Source organism: Thiosocius teredinicola (assembly GCF_002009425.1).
Classification (GTDB): domain Bacteria; phylum Pseudomonadota; class Gammaproteobacteria; order Chromatiales; family Chromatiaceae; genus Thiosocius; species Thiosocius teredinicola.
The window spans coordinates 3,942,547-3,963,553 of record NZ_CP019936.1; the positions used below are offsets into that span (position 1 = coordinate 3,942,547).

Sequence of the window (21,007 nt, forward strand, 5' to 3'; positions counted from 1 at the left end):
CCACAACCCGAAACACTGAACAACAGGTTGACGGGGCCAGCACAATGAAGAAAACAGCAACGCGCTCACCAAGGCCAACCCAGCAATGGCGATCCGGCTTGTTGTCACTGATATTGCTATCTGCGCCTGCCCTCGCGACAGACACGGGAGTTGACACCCTCGTCGAAGCGGACGATGCGAATGAGGTCAGCACACAAGCAAAGAAACCCGGGTACCACACAACGAACTTCCGCTTCAGACCGTCGCTCAGCCTGACCGAAACCTATGACGACAACATCTTTGCCACCGATACCGGCGAGACGTCCGATTGGATAAGCGTGCTGTCGCCCCAGCTTCGCGTCGATTCAACCTGGCCCGAGCACTCGCTGAAATTCAATGCGGGTGCCGAGATCGGCCGCTACAAAGAATACGATGCCGAAAACTACCAGGACTACTGGGTCAACCTGGAAGGGCGATACAACGCGACCGACACGATAGAGCTATTCGGCGGGCTGGGCATGGCGTCAGACCATGAAGGACGCGACTCGCCCGAGGCAGAGATCGCTGGACAAAGCCCGACCACTTATTCGACGTTGAGCGCCCACGCCGGCGTCAAAACCGTATTCGATGCACTGACGTTACGCACGGGCGCCACGTTTGAACGCGTTGATTTCGACAACGTGCCGGCAGCGACCGGCCTGTTGATCAATGACGACCGCGACCGCGATCTGTTCGGCTTGGGTGCTCGTCTGAGTTACGCATTGACCGAGCAGGATCAGGTCTTTCTTCAGGCGCTCTATGATCGACGCGATTACGACCTGGGTGAAGACATCGCCGGTTTCGACAGAGATTCCGACGGCTATCGCGCGGCGGTCGGTTTCATCAGCAAGTTCGGCGGCGGCAACAAGGCGGAGGCCTATGTCGGCGTACTCGAACAGAACTATGAAGACGATCGCTTCGACACAGTGCGCAAACCGGACTTCGGCGGCAAGCTGACGTTGCGCCCGACTCCTGCCACCAAGATCACCGCTAATCTTCAACGAGCACTCAACGAGACCACGCTAACCGGCAGTCCCGGTTATCTCAGCACCAGCTTGGCCGGTAAGATCGAGTACCGTGTAACGCCGCGCTTCATTCCCTACGCCTCAGTTGCCTACGAAGTTGCCGACTACCTGCAATCGGCGCGCGACGACGATTCGTTGTCGGCCGAAGCGGGTCTCAAGTATTTCCTGACCCGCAACACCTATCTCGTGACCGGTGTGCGTCACTATGCAAGGGATTCCAACGACGCCGATCGCGTTTCGGGTAGCAACGATTTCACCAAGAACACGCTGTTCCTGACGTTCGCCACGCAAGGCTACCCTCTGTTCGAGCCCTACATATCCAAGTACCGCACCGAAGGCGAGATCGACGTAGGCGTGCTGTCACTGAGCGACGATGCGTTGTTCTTCGGTCGCTACAACGGCCTCGGGGATGAAGGCGTTGAGCTGAACGGCGATGTGGATATCCGCAGCACCGACGGCGAGAGCGGCTATGCCCGCTTCAAGGGCGAGAACCTGGGGCTGGACAACCGCTCGCTGGAGATCGGCTGGGGCTCGCAGGGCGCGTACGACACATCCATCAACTATCGGCAGATACCGTTCAGACAGTTTTCGGGCCGCAGCATATTCGACGGCATCGACAGCGATCAGCTTTCGCTGCCCGACCTGTGGGTAAGCGGCGACAGCACGGCCGACATGACCAACCTGACATCGAGTCTCAAAGAGGTGGAGATCGGCACCATGCGTAAACGACTGGCGGCCGGTACCAAGGTGTACGCCAGCGACAACCGCTGGACCGCCAAACTGTCGTACCAGACCGAGAGCCAGGAGGGATTGCGTCAGACCTCAGGGATGATCGGCACCTCGCCCGGCAACGGTCGATCGGTGTTGTTGCCCGAGCCGGTCGACTACACGACCAACACGCTGGATGCCTCACTCGGCTTCAACGGCGAGCAGACGCAGATGAGCTTTGCATACCACGGCTCGTTCTTCTACGACAGCCTCGAGACGCTCAAATGGGAGAGCCCGTTCGATGCCACCGGGCCGCGCGGCACTGACGGCGCGATTGCCCTGCCGCCCGACAACCAGTTTCATCAGCTCTCCGTATCCGGTGTCCATGCGCTCTCGAACACCACGCATGTTACGGGCATCGCCTCGGTCGGCGTCATGTTGCAGGATGAAGATTTTCTGCCGGATACCGTCGATCCCGCACTCACCGCCCACAACTTGCCGCGCAGCTCGCTGGACGGCGAAATCTACCTGTACAACGCCAGCCTGGCGGTAACATCGCGACCGCTACGCGGCCTGGACCTGAAAGCCTCTTACCGCATGCAGAAGCGCGACAACCAGACATCCAGCGACAGCTACACCTACTATGTCAACGACAGTTTCGGCGGATTGACCAATTCGCCGCAGACGAGCACCAATCAACCGTACAGCTACGATAAGCGCACCGCCAAACTGCATGCCGGCTATCGGTTACACCGCAAGGCGCGTCTCAGCGGCGAAGTCAGTCGTGAAACCATGGAGCGCTCACCGTCCGAGGTCGACAAGACCACGGAAGATCAGGGAAAACTCAAGCTACGTCTGTCCGCCCTCGACAACCTGCACGTCTCGCTCAGCGGCGGCCTGTCCGCGCGCATCGGCTCGGATTACGAGCCGATCGCAGGCGAAAACCCCTTGCTGCGCAAATACAATATCTCGGACCGCGATCGCAAAACCCAGGGACTCGACATCTCGTGGCAACCCACCGATCGACTCGCGCTCAGCGCCAACCTGTCACTGTCTGACGACGACTACGACGATACCCGGGTAGGTCTGCGGGATGCACAATCGACATCCTTGACCCTGGATGCCGCGTACAACCCTAACCAGGATCTGACCACCTACGCCTTCATCGGTCGCGAGATCTATGAATCGCGTCAGGCCGGCAGCCAGGTGCCCGACGAACCGGATTGGTTCGTGCGCAACGAGGATACGGTCGACTCCATCGGGCTGGGCGTGCGCTGGAAGAAGGATTACCGCACCGAGATCGGCGCCGACTATGTACTGAGCGACTCGACCGGCAAGATCGATATCCGAAGCAACAATACGCTGCCTCCCGTCACACTATTTCCCGATCTCAAGGCCAAGCAACAAAGCCTGCGGTTGTATGCCGAACGCGAGATTCGCAAGAACACCAAGCTGCGGCTCGACTACCGCTATGAAAAGTACGACGCGGACGACTGGTCGATCGACGGTGTGAACGCCGATTCGATTCCCGAGGTACTGCTGCTCGACGAAGATAACCCGAGCTACGATCAACATATCATCGGCCTGTCGATCTCGGTCAGGTTCTGAGTGCGGCCAACGCTGCCGGGATCACCGAGGTCAGGCGACTACACGTATCGCGTCGGCCTTCCTCTTGCCGGCGACCATTGCCGCAAGCCTCCACGCCCCCGGTGGCGCTGCATGTCTCAGCGCGCCTTGTCTTCCCCGGCGTCGCTTCTACTTCGCGAAACCAGGCTTGATATTCGGCGATTCAGACACGGCCCGCCGAAGTACGCACGAAAATCTTCTTGACTGAGCCTGGCAAAACGGCTATTTCTGTAATAACAGAAATTACCGAAAGATCGAATTTAGACGATGAAACTCTCGTCCACCATGGAACGCTTCGTCATGCACTGGGGTGAAATGGGCAGCCGCTGGGGCGTCAACCGCACCGTGGCGCAGATCCATGCCCTGCTGTTCCTCAGCGAGGCGCCGCTGCATGCCGAAGAGATATCGGAAACGCTCGGCGTGGCGCGGTCGAACGTCAGCACCAGCCTGCGCGAACTGCAAAGCTGGGAGCTTGTGCACATCGTGCATATGAAAGGCGACCGGCGCGACCACTTCGAGGCGCAGCACGACGTGCGCGAGATCTTCCGCACCGTCGCCGAAGGCCGTAAACGCCGCGAGATCGATCCGACGCTGACCACATTGCGCGCCTGTGTGTCGGAGGCCGGCGGCGAAACGCCCAAGGTCGCCCGCGGCCGGATGAAAGATACGCTGGACTTCATGGAACTGATGGCCAACGTGTTTGAAGAGGTCAAGGCATTGCCGAACGCCGGATTGACGCAATGGCTGAAAACCAGTTTGAAGGCCAAAAAACTGCTGAGCTGAGCGCCGGCGTTTTTTTGCACTTTAATTTCTGTCATTACAGAAATATTGGAAAGTAAAGAAGGAAGCAACACGATGAGCGAATTGAACCTGATGATATTCAGCATGGCAGCCAGCGTTACAGTGAGTCTGTCGATGTGGGCATGGATGAAATCCGCCTTGAACGCCCTGCTCGATCAACTGTGCGACCGGGGAGGCAGCACCGAGTTCTGGTCGCGCTACACCTTCCTGATGTTGTTGATCGCGCCGCTATCGCTTGCCGTTATCTTCAGCCCATCGTCCACCGTGGGCATCGCCGACGCCATCCGCCAGATCGTGCTCGCCGTGTTGCTCGGCAACTTCATCGGCTTCGCGCTGATCGGCCGCAGCCTGCTCAAAGCGGTTCGACTCAAGCCGTTCAACCTGCCCAAAGAGGTGGCATGATGCGCGTACTCGTCACCGGAGCCAGCGGATTCATCGGCAGCGCCGTGGTCGACGCCCTGGCGGCACGCGGCCATGACGTCGTCGCCTGCGTTCACCGCAAGCCGGTTGTGCCCGGTGTCGGCTCGCTCCGCCACCTTGAAGTCGATTTCATGCAGGACCAGGACGAGCAAACCTGGTTGCCGCGGCTGTTGAACGTCGATGTCGTGATCAACGCCGTGGGCATCCTGCGCGAGACGCGCACACAATCGTTCGAGGCATTGCACTACCGTGCACCCGCAGCGCTGTTTCGTGCCTGCGACAAGGCGGGCGTGGCGCGCTGTATCCAGATCTCTGCGCTGGGGGCAGATGCCGATGCGAGCAGCGCCTACCATCAGAGCAAACACGCGGCCGACAAAGTTTTGCAGGGATGCAGCAACGCCGGCTGGACCATCGTTCAGCCGTCGCTGGTGATGGCGCCGGAGAGCCCCAGCACGCAGTTGTTCGCTACCCTCGCCAGCCTGCCGCTAATCCCGCTGGTCGGTCGCGGCAATCAGCAACTGCAACCGATACATCGCGACGACCTGGTCGAGATGATCGTCGGCATGGTCGAGTCCGACCGGGCCATGCAACAGATCGTAACCGCGGTCGGCGCCGAACCGGTGACGCTGCGCACGCTGCTCATGCAGTTGCGTCGCAGCATGCGCATGCGCGACGGGCTGGTGATTCCTATACCCGTTCCGGTGATTCGCCTCGTGGCATGGGCCGGCGACATCAGCGGCATGGGGGCCTTGAGTGGCGAGACACTTGGAATGCTGCTCAAAGGCAATAGCGCCGATGCACACGATACGCGCTGCGTGCTCGGCAGACCGCCGCGCGCACTGCCGCAGTTCTTTTCGCCCGCTAACGTCGTCCGATTGCGCGAGCAAGCGGTAAGGAGTTGGACGCAGCCGGTACTGTTGCTGGCACTGGCAGCGATGTGGGTTTCGGCCGGTGTTGTGAGCTGGCTGTATGCGCAAGACAGCGGCGTGGCGCTGCTGCGCGATCTCGGCCTACCGGCCAACGCGGCGCAGCCGGCGTTCGCCGCTGCCTGCATCACCGACGTGATGCTCGGCATGCTGACACTGCTGCGCCCCGGTCGCCGTCTGTGGCTGGCACAGATCGCCGTCATCGGCTTTTATACCGCTGCGCTGACGATCGTCGCACCGCAGCTGTGGACCGACCCCTTCGGCAGCCTGGTGAAGAACCTGCCGATCGTCGCGATGTTGCTGTTGCTGTCGGCTTCGGCAAGCGAGGCGTGACATGGACTACGCGATCATCAAGACACTGCATATCGTGTCGTCCACGCTGCTGTTCGGCACCGGCCTGGGCACGGCCTTTTTCATGTGGCAGGCCAACCGCAGCAAAGACGTCGCGGCCATCGCGCACACCGCCAAACGCGTAGTGCTGGCGGATTGGCTATTCACCTTGCCGACAGTCGTCATACAGCCGGCGAGCGGCTATGCCCTGATGATTCTTGCCGGCCTGCCACTGACCGGCTGGATTGCCTGGAGCCTCGGGCTGTTTGCCCTTGCCGGGCTATGTTGGCTACCGGTCGTCTGGCTGCAGATCCGCATGCATAAACTTGCCGCCGAGGCACAAACCACACAATCACCCCTTCCACCCATCTACTGGTCGTACGCACGCACCTGGACGCTGCTCGGCATACCCGCATTCAGCGCCATGATCGTTGTGTTCTTCCTGATGGTGGCCAAACCCTTTTGAGGACAACCCCGATGCCGAATCAAAAAATCACCCTGCTTTACGACGGTAATTGCCCGATCTGCCGATGGGAGAAGAACAAGCTCGCCCATGCCGATCACAAAGGCAAACTCGCGTTCATCGACATTCAGGCGCATGGCTTCGATCCGTCGCGCTATGGCACAACGATGAAGGCCTTGATGGGTTCGCTGCATGCCGTCACCGATGACGGCCGGATGTTGATTGGATTCGACACCGTGCTTGCCAGCTACCGAGCAGCGGGATGGTGGTGGCTTCACCTGCCCTTGTCCGTACTGCCCAAGAGCCTGGCAGAGCTCTGCTACCAGGCATTTGCTGCTCGGCGCTACGTGATATCCAAACGGATTGGCCACTGGTTCGACGACGGCTGTGCCGACGGCCAGTGCAAAATCAATCCACCACAGCACAAGCGGTAAGGCCCGACGCGGTCATGCTGGCGTCACGTCATTGTCATAGACCCTGCTTAGCATTTGCCGACCTCTAGCATGTAGCGGTCGGGCGCCTTCGTGGCGCCCGACGCGATGCCGAAACGCATCGCATCCGTCCACGGCATGCTGAGTAAGCAATAACAACACTTGCCGGAGTCTCTGATGTCGTTTCCCCGAATCAAAACCGCAGCCGCCGCTGTGTGCGCATTGTCGCTCATGGGTTCGTCGGCGTATGCCGCACCTAAGCTCGAATTCACCTCCGTCTGGACCTATTGGTCGAGCGGCATACAAGGCACCGATCTCGAAGGTGGTGCCGAAATCGTCGCTGTCGACACTGCGTCGAATCGCGCCTTCGTCACCAATGCCGAGAATGACCGCGTCGACGTGCTGCAGCTGTCAGGCAGTGGACAAGGCACCTTGCTGGGATCATTCGATGTCGGAGGCTTTGGCTCACCGAACAGCGTCGCGGTGAGCAACGGCGTTGTCGCCATCGCGGTCGAGAACGGTGCGAACAAGCAGGACACCGGCGAGGTGTGGTTTTTCGATGCCAACGAAACCAACTTTGCCGCGCCCACAGTATCGCGGGTCGGCGTCGGCGCCCTGCCCGATATGCTGACGTTCACCCCGGACGGCAGCAAGGTGATCGTCGCCAATGAAGGCGAACCCGACTTCTATGGAGCCGGTAATACCGACCCGGTAGGTTCGGTCTCCGTCGTCGATGTCGCCTCGAAGACCGCCGCCACCGCGATCGACTTCGCGTCGGTCGCATTGCCGGGCGATGTCCGTATCTTCGGACCGGGCGCGAGCCAGGCACAGGATATCGAGCCGGAATACATCAGTGTCTCACCCGACGGCAACACCGCTTACGTTACCTTGCAGGAAAACAACGCCGTCGCGGTAATCGATATCGCCAGCAACAGCGTGACCCGCGTCGACGCATTGGGCTTCAAAGACCATAGTATTGCCGGCAACGGCCTGGATGCCTCCGATCGCGACAGCGACGGCGAGATCGAAACCTGGAACGGCCTGAAAGGCATGTATCAACCGGACGCCATCAGCAGCTATGCCGTCGGTGGCAAAACCTATTACGTTACTGCCAACGAAGGTGATGCACGCGACTACGAAGACGCCGGGGCAGACGCATACAACGCCGGTAACCTCGGCGCGATCGAATACAACGAAGAATCGCGCGTGAAAGACCTCAACCTCGAGGGCGCGGTCGCGGGCACCGACGGCAATGACGACCTCGGTCGCTTGAATGCAACGACAACTTTGGGTGACGCCGACAACAACGGCGCCTATGAAGAAATCTATGCATTCGGCGCGCGCTCTTTCTCAATCTGGGATGCAGCGACCGGCGAGCAGGTGTACGACAGTGGCGACCTGATCGAGCGCATCATCGCCGAGCAATACCCGGAGCTATGGCAGGAAGGCCGCTCGGACAACAAAGGCCCGGAGCCCGAAGCCATCACAATCGCCGAGATCAACGGCTGGTTCTATGCCCTGGTCGGTCTTGAGCGCACCAGCGGCCTCATGGTGTTCGACGTGACCGATCCGAACAATCCCGTGTACCAGGACTATATCTTCAATACCGACGACATCAGCCCGGAAGGCATCGCGTTTGCGTTGCTCAACCAAACCAACACGGGTGGTGCGGGATATGTGGTCGTATCCAACGAGGTCTCGGGTACCACCACGCTTTACGCGGTTTCTGCTGTGCCGTTGCCGGCAACGCTGGTGCTGCTCGCCATCGGAGCAGCGGCGATGCACAAGCACCGCAAACGCTGAACCCGACGGGGAACCCGCGACCATCGGCTGCGGTCGTAACGTGTCAGGCAATCAACGGGGAAGACGATGTTTGACGCGAAACGACTACTCGACCAATTCGTAGGCAGTGGCGCAGCCGGTGGGTTCGCCGGCGGTTTGGCGGGCGGTGTCTTGGGCAACCTGCTGGCCGGCAAGAAGGCATCGAAGATGGCCGGCAATGCGTTGAAGCTCGGCGGCTTGGCGCTGGTTGGCGGCCTCGCCTACAAGGCCTGGCAGAACTACCAGGCCAACGGCAACGTGATGCCGCAGGCCGGGGTCGATGTACCGCCGGAAGACGGCGCCTTCCTCCCAAGGCAAAACGACGCTGCCGGCGCACAGGCCCTGAGCATGTTGCTGGCGCGCTCGATGATCATGGCGGCAAAGGCCGATGGCCAGATCGATACGGCAGAGAGCCAGGCGATCATGAACCAGATCAACGGGCTCGATCTGCCGGCAGACGACAAGGCCTTCCTGTTCGAAGAATACGGCAAGCCGCTGGACATCGACGGTCTCGCAAAATCCGTCGATTCGCCGGAGCACGCAGCCGAGGTGTATGCGGCGTCGGCCCTGATGCTGGACTCACCGACCCCGCCGGAGAAGATCTATCTGGATACGCTGGCCGGGGCACTCGGCCTGCAGCCGGGGTTGGCACAACAGATCCAGGCGACTGTCGACGCCAATCGCACCACCTGATCAACCACTGCGTTGCTGACGACCGATCCGGTAGCGATGCCGGGTCGATCGTCCGAACCACTCACCCGCCGGTGGTACTCATGAATCGAATCACCTGCGCCCCATCCTGCAGGCGGGTTTCATCGAAATCGTGACCCTTGGGTTTGCGGGTGATCGCCTCGACGATCACGTCGCGCAGTTGATCGTCACTCGCACCGTCACGCAACGGCTGGCGGAGATCGGTCGCATCGTCCTGGCCCAGGCACATGTACAAGGTACCGGTACACGTCAGTCGCACGCGGTTGCACGATTCGCAGAAGTTATGGCTGTAGGGTGTGATGAAACCAACGCGCGTGCCTGTCTCGGCGACCTGCATGTAGCGCGCCGGTCCACCGGTCGTATGCTCACTGGCGGTCAGCGTCCAGTCTTTCTGCAGCACGGCGCGTGCCTCATCCAGCGACATGAAATGCGATTGGCGACAATCGCCGATCTCGCCCATCGGCATCGATTCGATCAGCGTCAGGTCGTAACCACGTTCACCGGCCCAGCCGAGCATGGATGACAGTTCGCCGTCGTTGATCCCGCGCAGGGCCACCGCGTTGATCTTTACCGCAAGGCCCGCGGCACTGGCCGTTTCGATCCCTGTGAGTACGGTCTGCAGATCGCCGCCACGGGTGACCTCGCCGAAAGTATAGGCATCCATCGAATCCAGCGACACATTGATGCGACGTACGCCGTTGGCATACAACTCGTGCGCATACTTCTCCAACAGGGTGCCGTTGGTCGTTAGCGTCAGTTCCTTGAGACTGCCCTCCGCAACATAGGGAGACAGACCTTCGAACAGCGACATAACATCGCGCCGTACCAGCGGTTCGCCACCGGTAATGCGCACCTTGTCGACCCCGAGCCCGATAAACACCGCTGTGATCCGCTGCAATTCTTCGAGTGTCAGCAGATCCTTGCGTGGCAGAAAGGTCATGTCTTCCGCCATGCAGTAATTGCAGCGATAGTTGCAGCGATCGGTGACCGACAGGCGCAGGTAGGTCACGCTACGTCCAAACGGATCGCGCAAGGATTTGAGGGGCACGCTGTTATTATTCATCGGATTTCTTCACGGCCTTTTCGGTCCGGCTTTGACGCGGCACCTGCAACAGTGCCTGAACGTGGCCAGCGTACCAGAAAGGCTCCGCCTGCACCTTGTTGCGCGCCAGCAGCGCGGATTGCGCCCCTTGGCCGCGGATATCCGCCTCGCCGCTGCGCGCAGCGATGTTGATCCAGGTCGCCGACGGAGACGGCAATGCGCCTTCCGTTACGGCGGCTTCATCCCCCATGCCCGGGATCAGTGGCTGATCGTCGAGGCGCCAGCCGGCAGGGCCGTGAAACCGTTCCCACGCCGACTGCAACAGCTGATCGGCGAGTGATGCGGCGGTTTTGTCCTGGCGGGTACGCGCATACCATGACAGGCCGTAGGCAACATAGGCATAGTCTTCAAACGACGCCCTGCCCAGTTCCCGGCCATTGTCTGCGGCACGCAACAACCGCTGACCATCCCACAGACGTTCGCGCAGGTAATCGTTCACCCGCTGCGCGGCCTGTTCGAACAGCGGGTCGTGAGTGCGCGCAGCCGCCTGCGCCAACGCCGCCAGCATCAAGCCGTTCCATCCCGCCAACACCTTGTCGTCGATCGGCAGGTCGCGTTGATGGCGCGCCGCAAGCAGAGTCGACCGGATCTTGTCGATCCTTGCCTCGACCGAATCGACCGGCAGGTTCAGTTCGGCTGCGATATCGGCCGCCGATTCGCCACGGCGCGGCAGATGGCCATCATCGAACGCGGCGTGGCCGGACATCCGCCAATAGCGCTGTGCCAGCGCCGCATCGTCTTTTCCCAACACCTGCTGCAGTGTGTCGACATGCCATAGATACACACCACCTTCCACGCCCTCGCCATCGACCGCGGAGAAGCTGGCCACGAAACCGCCTTGTTCGTTCTGCATCTCGCGGATGGCGAAGCGTAAGGTCTGCAAGGCGAGTTCGGCATAGTCGTCGCGTTCGAAGACGTCGGCAGCGCGCAGATAGAGTTCGCCAAGCATGGCCTGCGTGTACAGCATCTTCTCGAAATGCGGCACCTGCCACGATGGATCGACCGTGTAGCGGAAGAAACCGCCTGCGAGGTGATCGCGCAGTCCCTCGTTGGCCATCTTGTCGAGTGTCAGTGTCAGGAACTCGGCCAGGCGTGGGTCAGGATGCGAGGCCTGCTGCTCCAGCAGCACCATCAGCTGCGGCACCATCGGAAACTTGTTTTGATTGCCGAATCCGCCTTCAAGCATGTCGGCGATGGTAAACGCCTGCTCCAGCAGCGCCTGTCGCAAGGCATCTGCCGACAAAGGCTCATCTAGCGACTCGGTATCCTGCATCGAAAGCTTAAGCAGGGTGCGGCGCGCCAGGTTGCGCATGCGCCCGGGTTCTTTCTTCCAGGTGGCATCGAGCCGCTTGAGCAACTCGCTGAAACGCTCCGGCGGCAGATAGGTTGCGCCGATCAGCGGATAACCTTCGGGAGTCAGAAAGACGTTCAGCGGCCAGCCTGCCTGCCCCTGGGTTTGTTCGACGAAGTCGATCAGGTGCGCATCGAGCGCGCCGTGCAGTTCGCGGTCGAGCTTGACCGGAATGAAGTGATCGTTGAGCAGTGCTGCAATCTCGGAATTGCGGTAGCTCTCGCGCTGCATCACGTGGCACCAATGACACGAGAAGTACCCGCTCGAGATGAACAGCAGTTTGTCCTGCTCACGTGCCAGCGCCACCGCATCGGCGTTCCAGTCCTGCCACGCCACCGGGTCTTCGCCGTGCATCGCGAGATAGGGCGACGCATGTCCGGCCAATTGATTGTGCAGTGCCGAGGCGGGCGAAAGGATCGCCGTCAGGAGCAACAAACAGAAGAATCTGGCCACGGGCGTAAAACCCTGCCTCAGCTATCCAACTGGCCGAGGATGTTGCGCGCCACCTTCTTCTGCTGCTCGTTGCCGTCTTCGAGCACCTCGTACAGCAGGCGACGCGCCTCGCTATAGGCCTCGGTCGCATACAACGCCGCGATCTGTTCGATCTTGGCATCGACCAGGGCTTCGGTTGCGGAACGCTGCGGGAAGGTCTCCTCTTCATCGAGCATGTTGGCCGCGTCATCATCGGCGGACGAGGTCACGAGTTCATCGACGCCGTTGACCGCTTCGTTGTCTTCCGACTCGTCATAGTCGTCTGCGTCGACGTCGGGCACACCTTCGGCCGGCGTTTCGTTCAACGCCTCGAATTCGGCCTCGATCCGGTCGAACTCGTCCTCCATCTGCTGTTCGGTCATCGCCTCGCTCGACTCATCGTCCGACGACTCACCCGATGGCTCACTGGCGGCCGCCGGTGCGCCCGATGGAGACGGGTCCGATGGCGTTGCCGACGCTGCGCCCGCCGAGGCCGCACCTGCGGCAACCGGCATGGTGCCGACGAAGGGCGGGGTATCCGACGTCGATTCGGCGCCCTGCTCTCCACGCTGACGGCGCTTGCGCAGCAGCATCTTCGATAGCAGCAATCCCACTTCGAACAACAGCCACATCGGCACGGCCAGCAAGGTCTGCGAAATGATGTCCGGCGGCGTCAGCAGCATGCCGATGACAAACGAACCGACGATCACGTAGGGCCGCTTCTCCGCCAGCGATTGCGGCGTCGAGATGCCGGCCATCACCAGCAGAATGGTCGCCACCGGTACCTCGAACGCCATACCGAAGGCGAAGAAGAAACGAATGGCGATATCGAGGAAGTCGGCGATATCGGGCATGACCATGACATCGTCCGGTGTCACGCCGACCAGGAACGGGAACAGCAGCGGCAAGACGACGAAATAGGCAAAGGTCGCGCCGACATAGAACAACACGATACTCGACGCGAGCAATGGAAACGCCAGGCGCTTCTCGTGCTGGTAGAGGCCGGGCGCGATAAAGCTCCACAGCTGGTAGAGCAGATAAGGCATCGCGATAAACACGGCGGCAACGAAGGCCAGCTTCAACGGCGTCAGGAACGGCGACAGCACCTTGGTGGCGACCATTGAGTTGCCTTCGGGCAAGGCATTCATCACCGGTTGAGCGAGCACGTGGAAGATATCGTTGCCGAACGGAAACAGGATCAGCAACAGAACCACCACCGCCAACACCATGCGCAGCAGGCGGTCGCGCAGTTCGATCAGATGGCTGACAAAAGGTTGTTCGGAAAGGTTCGAGTCGTCACTCATGTTTGGCGTCGGAGGTCTTCGGCTTGTCGCTCACATTCACCGCCGCCTCGGTATCCGATTTGATCTGGTCGAAGGTCTTCTTGGTGTCGTCGACGATCTCATGCAGCGGATTGCTCTGCTTCTGCTTCTCCAGGATCTGGCGCAGTTCGTCGGCCTTCATTTCACGATCGATGTCGTCTTTGACTGAGTTGATGAATCGCCTGCCGCGACCCAGCCACATGCCGGCGGTGCGTGCCAGCTTGGGCAGTCTTTCCGGCCCAACGACCAACAGCGCCACGACGCCGACAAGCAACAGCTCGAGTAGACCGACATCGAACATGGCTGGTTACGACCTTGTGAGCGTTACTGCTTTTCTTTTTCGCGCGTGGCTTCGCCGTTGATGACTTTCTCGTCGGCCTGCTCGAGTTTTTCGGGATTCTTTTCGGCGTTCTTTTCTTCGTCGCCCATGGCTTTCTTGAAGCCTTTGACTGCGTTGCCCAGATCACCGCCCAGGTTGCGCAAACGCTTGGTACCGAACAGCAACAACACGATCACCAGGATGATTAGCAGCTGCCAGATACTGATTCCACCAATACCCATCTCTCTCTCCGGTATTTGCCCGACCACTGGAGGGGCGGGTTAAAAATTCAAGCGGGCATGATACCTCAAGCCCGCACGGCTGTGTTTTGCCGACATCCTGTCGACGCCCACCACGGTTAGGCAGTAAGCGCATAATTTGGTTGCAGAAAAAGGTTTTATTGGCCGCGCTGGGCCTTTTCTTCCAGTCCCGACAGGCCGAAACGCCGTTGCAGCTCTTTCTCGACATCGTCGGGATGCAGCCCCTGGTCGGCCAGCAGCACCATGCAGTGAAACCATAAGTCGGCCACTTCGTACACGATCTTGTCTCGATCGCCGTCTTTCGCGGCCATTACCGTCTCAGTAGCCTCTTCACCGATCTTCTTCAGGATCGCATCGAGACCCTTGCTGTACAGTTTGGCGACATAGGACTCGCCCGGGTCTGCCTGTTTGCGTTGCTCAAGCACGTCGGCCAATTGGCTCAGGGTGTCACTCATGAAAGGCTCGCTCAAAGGCTGTTGAAGTAATCGACCGACTTAACATTCGGCCCGGGCGCCGGCAAACCGCGCTTACAGACGGACCTCGACGCCCTGCTCGGCCATGAATTGCTTGGCCTCGCCGATCGAATACTCGGCGAAGTGAAAGATCGACGCAGCCAGCACCGCATCGGCGCCGCCGACTTTGACGCCGTCGACCAGGTGTTGCAGGTTGCCTACGCCGCCGGAGGCAATGACCGGGATCGGCACCGCCGCGGCTACCGCGTGGGTCAGTTCATTGTCGAAACCGATCTTCGTACCGTCACGGTCCATGCTGGTCAACAGGATCTCGCCGGCACCGAAGTCGGCCATCTTGCGCGCCCACTCGAGGGCATCGATTCCGGTCGGCTTGCGCCCGCCGTGGGTGAAGATCTCCCAGTGATCGTCGACCCGCTTGGCATCGATCGCCACCACGATACACTGCGAACCGAAGCGGTCCGTCACCTCTTTGACGAACTCCGGGTTGAACACCGCAGCCGAGTTGATCGCCACCTTGTCAGCGCCGGCGTTCAGCATGCGCAACACGTCTTCCGCCTTGCGGATACCGCCGCCCACGGTCAGCGGAATGAAGACCTCGGAGGCCACCTGCTCGACCACGTGCACAATGGTGTCGCGCTCGTGCGCGGTCGCGGTGATGTCGAGAAAGGTGATCTCGTCGGCGCCTTCTTCGTTGTACCGTCGGGCGACTTCGACCGGGTCGCCGGCATCGCGGATATCGACGAACTTGACGCCCTTGACGACGCGCCCGGCATCGACATCCAGGCAGGGGATAATGCGTTTTGCCAGTCCCATCGTATTCGCCTCGCTGGCCCCGTCAGGCGCTGAGTTCGTCGGCCAGCTTCTGCCCTTCGGCCAGGTCGAGCGTGCCTTCGTAGATCGCCCGGCCGGTGATGGCGCCGATGATGTTGTCGCTCTCGACTTCACACAGGCGGCGCACATCGTCGATATTGGTGATACCGCCCGATGCGATGACCGGGATGCGCACCGCATTGGCGAGCTTTGCCGTGGCTTCGACATTGACGCCCTGCATCATGCCATCACGGCTGATATCGGTGTACACGATCGAATCCACACCGTCGTTCTCGAAATGTTGCGCCATGTCGATCACGTCGTGGCGCGACAGCTTCGACCAGCCCTCAACCGCCACCTTGCCGTCTTTGGCATCCAGGCCGACGATGATGTGACCGGGGAAAGCCAGGCAGATCTCCGACACGAAATGCGGTTCGCGGACCGCCTTGGTACCCAGGATGCACCATTTCACACCGGCATCCAGATAGGCCTCGACCGTTTCAGCATTGCGAATACCGCCACCCACCTGGATCGGCAGGTCGGGGAAGGCATCGGCGATGCGCCGCACCGGTTCGGCGTTGACCGGCTTGCCTTCGAATGCGCCATTGAGGTCAACCATGTGCAAGCGACGCGCGCCGGCGTCGACCCAGCGCTGGGCGATCTCCAGCGGATCGTCGGAGAACACCGTGTCGTCTTCCATAACGCCTTGGCGCAGGCGAACACACTTGCCGTCTTTAAGGTCGATAGCGGGGATCAAAATCATCGTCGTGTCTCTACTCAGCGCTCATCGCCGGCGATGGCCGGCCACTCATAACCTTAGGGTTGCCAGTTCACAAAATTGCGTAGCAGTTGCAGTCCCGCGTCCGCGCTCTTCTCTGGGTGAAACTGGGTTGCGAACACATTGTCGCGCGCGATCGCACAGGTGAAACGCACGCCGTAGTCGGTGGTCGCCGCGACCAACGACGCATCTTCAGGCATCACCCGGTAGCTGTGCACGAAATAAAACCGGCTGCCGTCGTCGATACCGTTCCACAGCGGATGTTCCTGCTCCTGTCGTACCTGGCTCCACCCCATGTGCGGAATCTTCAGCGGCAGGCCGTTGTCACCGAGCGGCAGGTTGTCGAAGCGGCGCACTTCGCCGTCGAACAGGCCCAGCAGCTCAGTGCCGCCATTCTCCTCGGAACGGCGCAGCAGTACCTGCATGCCCATGCAGATACCGAGAAACGGCTTGTTCGCGGCGGCGCTTAGAACCGCCTGGTTGAGGTGGTGATCGCTGATCGCCAACATACAATCGCGCGCCGCACCCTGACCGGGGAACACCACGCGGTCGGCCTCGCCGATATAGCGTGGGTCGCTGCTTACCTGCACCTCGGCGCCATCGGCAACGTACTCGACCGCCTTCGATACCGAACGCAGGTTTCCCATGCCGTAATCGATCACGGCAATCTTCTGAACCACGAGCGTAATCCCCTACAGACTGCCCTTGGTGGACGGAATCACATCGCCGAGACGCTCATCCGGTTCGATCGCCATGCGCAGGGCGCGCCCGAAAGCCTTGAATATGGTCTCGGCCTGGTGGTGGGCGTTGCTGCCGCGCAGGTTGTCGACGTGCAAGGTGACACCCGCATGGTTGACGAATCCCTGGAAGAACTCGTGAAACAGGTCGACATCGAAACCGCCGATCATGCCGCGGGTGAAATCGACATCGAATACCAGGCCCGGCCGGCCGGAAAGATCGAGCACCACGCGCGACAGGGCTTCGTCGAGCGGCACATAGGCATGGCCGTATCGCCGGATACCCTTTTTGTCACCCACCGCCTGGCTGAACGCCTGACCGAGAGTGATACCGATATCTTCCACCGTGTGGTGCGCGTCGATGTGTAGATCGCCCTTGGCGACGATCTCAATATCGACCAGACCATGGCGTGCGATTTGGTCGAGCATATGCTCGAGAAACGGCACGCCGGTGTCGAAACACGCCTTGCCGGTGCCATCGAGGGCAATGCTTACCGATATCTGAGTTTCCAGAGTGTCGCGCTTGATGCTGGCGCTACGAGCCACTTTCATGCTCCAAAAGATATGCCGCTGTATTCGTGGGAATTCTACGCCAAATAGCACGCATCGGGGCAAATTCGCAGTGCGGGACCGATCAGGTCTCCAGCCAGAACGTGACCGGCCCGTCATTGACCAGCCCGACCTGCATATCGGCGCCGAATCGCCCGCTCTGCACGCCCTTGGCCTGCGCTGCGGCGTGTGCCAACAGATAGGCAAACAGGCGCGCTCCCTCATCCGGTGGCGCTGCACCCGAAAAACTCGGCCGACGTCCCTTGCGGGTATCCGCCGCCAAGGTGAACTGCGGCACCAACAACAGCCCACCGCCGATATCGGCAACACTGAGGTTCATTTTGTCTTCGCTGTCGGCAAACACCCGGTAACCCAGCAGGCGCTGCAGCAAACGATCCGCCTCCGCCTCGCTATCGTTTTTCTGCACACCGACCAACACCAGCAGGCCGCGACCGATCTCCGCAATACGTTCGCCATTGACCTCTACAAAGGCATGAGACACGCGCTGAAGCAGTCCGATCAATACCCGATCCTCCCGGCTGAAGTGGGCGATTTCGAAGCGAATTCCCTCAATATAATCGCTGGCACGTCGAATTAACGGTTAGTATTCTACCTTTTAGCGCCGCTCCCCAGTGCCCCGCTGAACCGGAAAAATATGCAAACAACGATTCAGAAGACCCTCTCCGAGTGGGAAGAAGACGTCAGCAAATCGCTCATCGAAGGCCTGCGTCAACTGTTCGATTCTTCCAGCCAAGTGCTGCTCGAGTTCGCTGACGCTGCCGAAAACAATCGGCTGCAGCGTCTGTTCTTCGACGCGCAACGAGAGTTCTACCTCAAAGAAGAAATCATCGTTACCGAGTTTCAGAACCAGCTGCTCGAACGCATGCGTTCTTTCTCCAAAATCACCGACACCAGCAAACAGCTCGGCGCCGACACGCTCAGCCTGGTGGACGTCGAAGACTACGAGCGCTCACTGGCTCTCGAAACCATCGCCAAGCGCGCGGTCGACAAACAGCAAAGTCAGCTTCACGGTCTGGCACAACGCCTGTCGGTACTGCTCGGCGGTCGCCCGATAGACGCCGAACACGTGCCCGGCAATCCAATGCAGGTGATCCGCGCATTCGACCCAGCCAGTCGCAAACTGGAGGTCGAGAAAGAAGTAAGGCTGGTCTTCTACACCCTGTTCGATCGCTACGTCGTCGGGCGCCTGGGCGGCTTGTATAACGAGTTCAACGAGCGTCTGGTCGAGATGGGCATCCTGCCCAACGTCAAGTACGACTACCAGAAGTTCGGACCGTCGAGCAGCGCTGCCGGCTCCGCCGCGGACGAGCAGATCGACGAATCGCGCGAGCGCACCCCCGAATACGATCCTGCGGCATACGCAGCCGACGAAGACTCCGACTGGGGATATACCGAACCTGCGCAACGCCTGCGCCCGGCAACCCCGACCTCGGCGGAAACACTGGCCGCGATCAGCTCGCTGCTGATGGAGAAGCGCCGGCGCCAGTCGCCGCCGCCTCCGCTGCAGACCTCGGTACCGATCACGCCGAGTGCTGCGAATGTCGGCGAGGCGATTGCGGATGTGCGCGTCCTGCAGGAAGCACCGCACCCGGTGCCGATACCCACCGGACCGATCGGCACCAAGGTATCGGTCGATGCCGCTCTGCTGTTGAAGGTCAAGGGCGCGCTGGAGAAACAACGCCAGATCATCAAGGGCCTGGTCGGTCGCGATCGACTCGAAAGCAAGGACGAGGACGTCATCGATATCGTCGGCATGCTGTTCGAGGCCATGCTGAACGAGAAACTGCTGCCGAACTCGGTCAAGACCCTGCTCAGCCACCTGCATACACGCTATCTGAAGATAGCGGTGCAGGATCCACACTTCCTCGACAATAACAAGCACCCGGCGCGGCGCCTGTTCGAGCGCATGGTCGATGCCGGGATGCGTTGGGTGCGCGAAGAAAACCTGCGCGCAGGCATCTATCCGCAGTTGCAGGAGATCGTCACCCGCATTCTCGAACGCGAGACGCTCGACGAGCCGTTCTTCAACACACAGATTGCCGAACTCGAAGCCGCCGAAAAGAAACTCGAACAACAGACTACGGCGGCCGAAGAGCGCACCCTCGAGAGCGAGCGTGGACGCGCGCGCCTGGAACAGGCGAAAGATATCGTCAAGAACACCATCGACGACATCAGTGGCGACATCGAGGTTGCGCCGGCAGTCATCACCTTCCTGTCGACCACCTATGCCGACTATCTCACCCTGCTGTTATTGCGCAATGACCTCGATACCGAATCACGCGCGTGGAGCAACGCCTACAGCGTGGGCGAGGCGCTGGTCGCAGCCGCTGTTTACGCCGCCAAAGGCCAGCCGCTGGGTGCCGACATCCGCAAGGACCTGACCACCCGTCTCGAAACCACGGTGGGAAGCCTGATCCCGCATCACGAACAGAACATCCGACGGGTTATCGAAGCACTGGATAAAACTCCAGAAACCACGGTCGTGGCCGCTAAGAAATCGACGGCAGCAGCACAACCGGCTAAACCGAAGGTCGCCGCAACCGCCTCCGTATCGCAGGCGGCGCACGACCACGATGAAGTCGAGCCGACCATGGAAGACATCAGGATCTCCGAGAAACTGATGCGCGAGGCCGGCAGCTGGTTTGTGATGCAGGACCAGGATGGAAAAGACGAACAGGCAGTGAAGCTCTTGTGGGTCAACCCGCATACCAAGAATGTCCTGTTCGTTGACCAACACGGTGCAAAGATCGCACTGATGCCTGCTGTCGCAGTGGCGCGCAAGATCCGGAGCGGCAGTGTCCGTCCGATGCGCCAGGAAACATCGAGTTTTGTGGCGCGTTCGCTCAGGCGCATCCGCCGCGCGTTGGAAGAGACAGTGAATGGCTGAACTGGAGAATCAATCTACCGTGGACGAACGCCGCAAAAGCGATCGTGTCGACGCACATAACGAGGGCCTGCGTGTCTTCAATGTGATCGACGACCAGCCCCTCGGTCTCGTCGGCAACCTGTGCGACGAAGGCCTGATGCTGATCACCCATCGGGAGTTGTTCGCGAACGGCATTCTCCAAATGCGTGTCGACATGCCGCAGTACCTGAACGAGCCATCGATCAGCGTCGGCGCCAAGGTACTGTGGTGCACACCCGCCAACTCGCCGAATGAATTCTGGGTCGGGCTGGAAATCATCGATATCAGCGATACCGGCCGCAAGGCTATTCAAAAACTGCTCGCCTTCCTCGCAGCCAACAGCTGAGCCGAGCGTTTCCATCGGCGGCAATCCCGCCCTCGCCGAAAGGTTTCACCGCCGTTTCAGGCACTAAATGATTGACACCCGCCGCCGACAACCTCTGAAGGGCGTCTGTATTCCGGCGGCATCGTCGATCAACCATGGTCGGTGCGCACTGTTGATGCAGGACGCTTCCAGGCAAATCATGAAAATGCATCCGCTTTACATCTGCAGGGATCGGTTTCTGCCGCGGCGCTATCGTCGGGCGGATGCCTCGTTGCATGCCGCCGAATCGACGACTCGCCGCCAC

The 21,007-nt window shown here is 60.4% G+C and carries 21 protein-coding genes; 10 read left to right on the plus strand and 11 right to left on the minus strand.

Annotation, left to right across the window (positions count from 1 at the left end):
• The first annotated feature begins 44 nt into the window (after positions 1–44).
• The 8 genes from B1781_RS18685 (at position 45) to B1781_RS18715 (ending at position 9,262) form a co-directional block, all read left to right on the plus strand.
• On the plus strand, positions 45–3,359 hold the full coding sequence (locus B1781_RS18685; RefSeq protein ID WP_078121106.1) for an MtrB/PioB family decaheme-associated outer membrane protein: 3,315 nt from the start codon (positions 45–47) through the stop codon (positions 3,357–3,359).
• Between the two features lie 285 nt (positions 3,360–3,644).
• The gene (locus B1781_RS18690) at positions 3,645–4,160 is read left to right on the plus strand and encodes a GbsR/MarR family transcriptional regulator (protein WP_078121107.1); all 516 of its coding nucleotides are present in this window, start codon (positions 3,645–3,647) and stop codon (positions 4,158–4,160) included.
• Between the two features lie 72 nt (positions 4,161–4,232).
• Complete coding sequence (locus tag B1781_RS23270) at positions 4,233–4,580, plus strand: hypothetical protein (protein WP_164513463.1); 348 nt, start codon at positions 4,233–4,235, stop codon at positions 4,578–4,580.
• Positions 4,577–5,857 carry an NAD(P)H-binding protein gene (locus B1781_RS18695; RefSeq protein ID WP_164513464.1) on the plus strand — a complete coding sequence of 427 codons (1,281 nt, stop codon included), beginning with the start codon at positions 4,577–4,579 and terminating at the stop codon, positions 5,855–5,857. Before B1781_RS23270 ends, B1781_RS18695 begins: the two co-directional genes overlap by 4 nt.
• Before the next feature lies 1 nt (position 5,858).
• The gene (locus B1781_RS18700; RefSeq protein WP_078121109.1) at positions 5,859–6,320 is read left to right on the plus strand and encodes a DUF2269 family protein; all 462 of its coding nucleotides are present in this window, start codon (positions 5,859–5,861) and stop codon (positions 6,318–6,320) included.
• A gap of 11 nt (positions 6,321–6,331) precedes the next feature.
• A complete protein-coding gene (locus B1781_RS18705; protein WP_078121110.1) occupies positions 6,332–6,751 on the plus strand; it encodes a thiol-disulfide oxidoreductase DCC family protein in 420 nt (139 codons plus the stop codon).
• A gap of 174 nt (positions 6,752–6,925) precedes the next feature.
• Entirely contained in the window at positions 6,926–8,551 is a 1,626-nt protein-coding gene (locus tag B1781_RS18710) for a choice-of-anchor I family protein (protein ID WP_174575417.1), read from the plus strand.
• A 66-nt stretch (positions 8,552–8,617) separates the two neighbouring features.
• The gene (locus B1781_RS18715) at positions 8,618–9,262 is read left to right on the plus strand and encodes a tellurite resistance TerB family protein (RefSeq protein ID WP_078121111.1); all 645 of its coding nucleotides are present in this window, start codon (positions 8,618–8,620) and stop codon (positions 9,260–9,262) included.
• Between the two features lie 61 nt (positions 9,263–9,323).
• On the opposite strand, the gene moaA is transcribed toward B1781_RS18715, so the two are convergent.
• From moaA to dtd, 11 genes are all read right to left on the minus strand, one after another.
• A complete protein-coding gene (gene moaA, locus B1781_RS18720; protein WP_125932174.1) occupies positions 9,324–10,343 on the minus strand; it encodes a GTP 3',8-cyclase MoaA in 1,020 nt (339 codons plus the stop codon).
• The gene (locus B1781_RS18725; protein ID WP_125932175.1) at positions 10,336–12,186 is read right to left on the minus strand and encodes a thioredoxin domain-containing protein; all 1,851 of its coding nucleotides are present in this window, start codon (positions 12,184–12,186) and stop codon (positions 10,336–10,338) included. The genes moaA and B1781_RS18725 overlap by 8 nt, the downstream gene beginning before the upstream one ends.
• 17 nt (positions 12,187–12,203) lie before the next feature.
• On the minus strand, positions 12,204–13,508 hold the full coding sequence (gene tatC, locus B1781_RS18730; RefSeq protein ID WP_078121114.1) for a twin-arginine translocase subunit TatC: 1,305 nt from the start codon (positions 13,506–13,508) through the stop codon (positions 12,204–12,206).
• Positions 13,501–13,827, minus strand: coding sequence for a Sec-independent protein translocase protein TatB (gene tatB / locus B1781_RS18735; protein ID WP_078121115.1), 327 nt, complete (start codon positions 13,825–13,827; stop codon positions 13,501–13,503). Before tatB ends, tatC begins: the two co-directional genes overlap by 8 nt.
• A 23-nt stretch (positions 13,828–13,850) precedes the next feature.
• A complete protein-coding gene (tatA, locus tag B1781_RS18740; RefSeq protein WP_078121116.1) occupies positions 13,851–14,087 on the minus strand; it encodes a Sec-independent protein translocase subunit TatA in 237 nt (78 codons plus the stop codon).
• A gap of 155 nt (positions 14,088–14,242) precedes the next feature.
• Complete coding sequence (locus B1781_RS18745; RefSeq protein ID WP_078121117.1) at positions 14,243–14,560, minus strand: phosphoribosyl-ATP diphosphatase; 318 nt, start codon at positions 14,558–14,560, stop codon at positions 14,243–14,245.
• Positions 14,561–14,632: 72 nt separating this feature from the next.
• On the minus strand, positions 14,633–15,391 hold the full coding sequence (gene hisF, locus B1781_RS18750) for an imidazole glycerol phosphate synthase subunit HisF (protein ID WP_078121118.1): 759 nt from the start codon (positions 15,389–15,391) through the stop codon (positions 14,633–14,635).
• Between the two features lie 22 nt (positions 15,392–15,413).
• A complete protein-coding gene (gene hisA, locus B1781_RS18755; RefSeq protein WP_078121119.1) occupies positions 15,414–16,151 on the minus strand; it encodes a 1-(5-phosphoribosyl)-5-[(5-phosphoribosylamino)methylideneamino]imidazole-4-carboxamide isomerase in 738 nt (245 codons plus the stop codon).
• A gap of 53 nt (positions 16,152–16,204) precedes the next feature.
• The gene (gene hisH, locus B1781_RS18760; protein WP_078121120.1) at positions 16,205–16,846 is read right to left on the minus strand and encodes an imidazole glycerol phosphate synthase subunit HisH; all 642 of its coding nucleotides are present in this window, start codon (positions 16,844–16,846) and stop codon (positions 16,205–16,207) included.
• 12 nt (positions 16,847–16,858) lie between these two features.
• On the minus strand, positions 16,859–17,449 hold the full coding sequence (hisB, locus tag B1781_RS18765; protein ID WP_334223788.1) for an imidazoleglycerol-phosphate dehydratase HisB: 591 nt from the start codon (positions 17,447–17,449) through the stop codon (positions 16,859–16,861).
• 88 nt (positions 17,450–17,537) lie between these two features.
• Positions 17,538–17,975 (minus strand): D-aminoacyl-tRNA deacylase, encoded by a 438-nt coding sequence (gene dtd / locus B1781_RS18770; RefSeq protein WP_078121122.1) that lies wholly within the window; start codon positions 17,973–17,975, stop codon positions 17,538–17,540.
• 132 nt (positions 17,976–18,107) lie between these two features.
• Here dtd and B1781_RS18775 point away from each other — a divergent pair, with 132 nt between their 5' ends.
• Together B1781_RS18775 and B1781_RS18780 are read left to right on the plus strand one after the other, a co-directional pair.
• A complete protein-coding gene (locus tag B1781_RS18775) occupies positions 18,108–20,360 on the plus strand; it encodes a DUF1631 family protein (protein WP_078121123.1) in 2,253 nt (750 codons plus the stop codon).
• On the plus strand, positions 20,353–20,724 hold the full coding sequence (locus tag B1781_RS18780; protein WP_078121124.1) for a PilZ domain-containing protein: 372 nt from the start codon (positions 20,353–20,355) through the stop codon (positions 20,722–20,724). The genes B1781_RS18775 and B1781_RS18780 overlap by 8 nt, the downstream gene beginning before the upstream one ends.
• Positions 20,725–21,007 lie beyond the last annotated feature (283 nt).

Coding starts and splice junctions, on each gene's coding strand:
- B1781_RS18710 (WP_174575417.1), top strand. CDS start 6,926: ATGTCGTTTCCCCGAATCAAAACCGCAGCCGCCGCTGTGTGCGCATTG.
- hisA (WP_078121119.1), bottom strand. CDS start 16,151: ATGATTTTGATCCCCGCTATCGACCTTAAAGACGGCAAGTGTGTTCGC.
- B1781_RS18775 (WP_078121123.1), top strand. CDS start 18,108: ATGCAAACAACGATTCAGAAGACCCTCTCCGAGTGGGAAGAAGACGTC.
- B1781_RS18685 (WP_078121106.1), top strand. CDS start 45: ATGAAGAAAACAGCAACGCGCTCACCAAGGCCAACCCAGCAATGGCGA.
- tatB (WP_078121115.1), bottom strand. CDS start 13,827: ATGTTCGATGTCGGTCTACTCGAGCTGTTGCTTGTCGGCGTCGTGGCG.
- B1781_RS18780 (WP_078121124.1), top strand. CDS start 20,353: ATGGCTGAACTGGAGAATCAATCTACCGTGGACGAACGCCGCAAAAGC.
- B1781_RS18715 (WP_078121111.1), top strand. CDS start 8,618: ATGTTTGACGCGAAACGACTACTCGACCAATTCGTAGGCAGTGGCGCA.
- B1781_RS18700 (WP_078121109.1), top strand. CDS start 5,859: ATGGACTACGCGATCATCAAGACACTGCATATCGTGTCGTCCACGCTG.
- B1781_RS18690 (WP_078121107.1), top strand. CDS start 3,645: ATGAAACTCTCGTCCACCATGGAACGCTTCGTCATGCACTGGGGTGAA.
- B1781_RS23270 (WP_164513463.1), top strand. CDS start 4,233: ATGAGCGAATTGAACCTGATGATATTCAGCATGGCAGCCAGCGTTACA.
- B1781_RS18695 (WP_164513464.1), top strand. CDS start 4,577: ATGATGCGCGTACTCGTCACCGGAGCCAGCGGATTCATCGGCAGCGCC.
- tatC (WP_078121114.1), bottom strand. CDS start 13,508: ATGAGTGACGACTCGAACCTTTCCGAACAACCTTTTGTCAGCCATCTG.
- B1781_RS18705 (WP_078121110.1), top strand. CDS start 6,332: ATGCCGAATCAAAAAATCACCCTGCTTTACGACGGTAATTGCCCGATC.
- B1781_RS18745 (WP_078121117.1), bottom strand. CDS start 14,560: ATGAGTGACACCCTGAGCCAATTGGCCGACGTGCTTGAGCAACGCAAA.
- hisF (WP_078121118.1), bottom strand. CDS start 15,391: ATGGGACTGGCAAAACGCATTATCCCCTGCCTGGATGTCGATGCCGGG.
- moaA (WP_125932174.1), bottom strand. CDS start 10,343: ATGAATAATAACAGCGTGCCCCTCAAATCCTTGCGCGATCCGTTTGGA.
- tatA (WP_078121116.1), bottom strand. CDS start 14,087: ATGGGTATTGGTGGAATCAGTATCTGGCAGCTGCTAATCATCCTGGTG.